Origin of the sequence: Streptomyces sp. NPDC090442, from assembly GCF_044769405.1 — a bacterium.
GTDB lineage: Bacteria > Actinomycetota > Actinomycetes > Streptomycetales > Streptomycetaceae > Streptomyces.
Window position 1 is genome coordinate 1 of record NZ_JBIVXW010000237.1, and the last position, 1,718, is coordinate 1,718.

Below are 1,718 nucleotides of genomic sequence, written 5' to 3' on the forward strand. Positions count from 1 at the left end.
GTGGACGCCGATTATGCTGAACTTTCAAAAACTGGACTGCAGGTCCGTCACGCTCTCGCCTCCGCGGTCGGCATAACCCGACGTGCGGCATAAGCAGACCTATGCCGAGTTCGGCATAGATCGGCATACCGGACCAGCCGGTAGTTGGGCAGTCCTCGGCGCCGTCTCCTGCGTCGATCCTCGGAGGTGCCATCTGGTCCTCCGAGGCCCTGGGCGATGTGCTCGTCCAGGACCGAGAGTGCGATGTTGGCCAGCAGCGGCGACAGGATCCCGCCCTGCGGGGGCCCGGTGCGTGTGTCCGTGAAGGCTCCGTCACGGGACAGGATCCCGGACTTCAAGAACGCCTTCACCAAGGACAACACCCGCTTGTCCCCGATTCGATTTCGCACCCGCTCCATGAGGGCCGGGTGCGCGATCTCGTCGAAGCACGCCGTGATGTCGCCCTCCACCACCCACTCGTATCCGTGGCTGGCGAGGTAGCGAGTCTCGGCGATCGCATCGTGAGCTCGGCGGTTCGGGCGGAACCCATAGGAACACGGGAGGAAATCCGCTTCGAATACCGGCTCCAGCACCAGTTTCAAGGACGCCTGAACCACTCGGTCCGCCACGGTCGGAATCCCGAGACGACGAAGCTTGCCATTCGCCTTGGGAATCATCCGCTCGCGGACAGGAACCGGATGGAAGCTGCGGTCTCTGACCTGGGTCCGCAGCCTGTCGAGAAACGCCTCGACTCCCTGCCCGGCTTCGATGGAGCGGGCGGTCTTCCCATCCACTCCGGCCGTGCGGGCACCCTTGTTTCCCCGGACACGGTCCCACGCCACCAACAGGAAGGCGGGATCGGCCACGAGGTTGAACAGGTCGTCGAACCTGCGATGAGAATCATCGACAGCCCAACGGTGCAGCTTGGTCTGGATCTCCAGTACCCGGCGTTCGGCCTTCATCAAGGCCCATTCCAGCTCGTCGGTATTCACCGGCGACAGCCTCCTGGCATTCCAGTCTCCTTACTGCTAACTTGCTGGCCCCCTTCCCCATGTGACCGGCTTTCCCGGCCTCGGAGTACTACGGAGCCTCCGTCCTGCCCGACGGCCATCAGCCGGCGATGGGCCTGCCCCTGATCGGACTGGATGTCCGATATAGGGGCGACCGCGGACAGTTCCCACGTTCACCACGAATCGATCGACAGGTGAGGTGCCCAGCTCTACCCCGGCAGCATCGCCACGCCTACGCCGCAGACTTTCAGCGTGGCCTCCCCACCGATACGTGGAGTCGGCTTCGGAGTCGACCACCGAAGAGCGCTGGTGGTCGTGCACTGCGTCCGGCCCAGATCCGCCAGGTTCGAGCCGGTGTCGTAATTACGGGGCGTCAGGCACTGATTTCTCGCGTGCACCTTCCTGTCTCGGCTTTGTAGCGAATTGCGATCTTGAAGAGAGTGGTTGCTTCCCGTCCGGGTGAGCTGGGCCTGATGTGCGGCTGGTTGGGCTGGATGTGAAGAACCATCAGCGGTGAATGATCCAACCGCCTCGGTGCGAGGAGTTGCCGCTGATGGTTCCGGGGATGACGTTACCGGCGTCGTTGCTGCTTGTCCTTCAGGTCACTCGTCCGTGCTTCACGAAGCATTCGTTTGAGACGTTCTGCCATCTGGCGGCCGGGATGGCCGCCCAGACTGGGCGACGCACGGTGACCGGGATGTTGACGGGTGCGGGCCTGTCGCGGCTGTG

At 63.6% G+C, this 1,718-nt stretch carries 1 pseudogene; it reads right to left on the reverse strand.

Features of this window, described 5'->3' with window-relative positions:
• Positions 1 to 119: 119 nt before the first annotated feature.
• Positions 120 to 971, reverse strand: a pseudogene (locus ACIQU6_RS44690) (reverse transcriptase domain-containing protein); the annotation flags it as partial.
• Between the last annotated feature and the right edge of the window lie 747 nt (positions 972 to 1,718).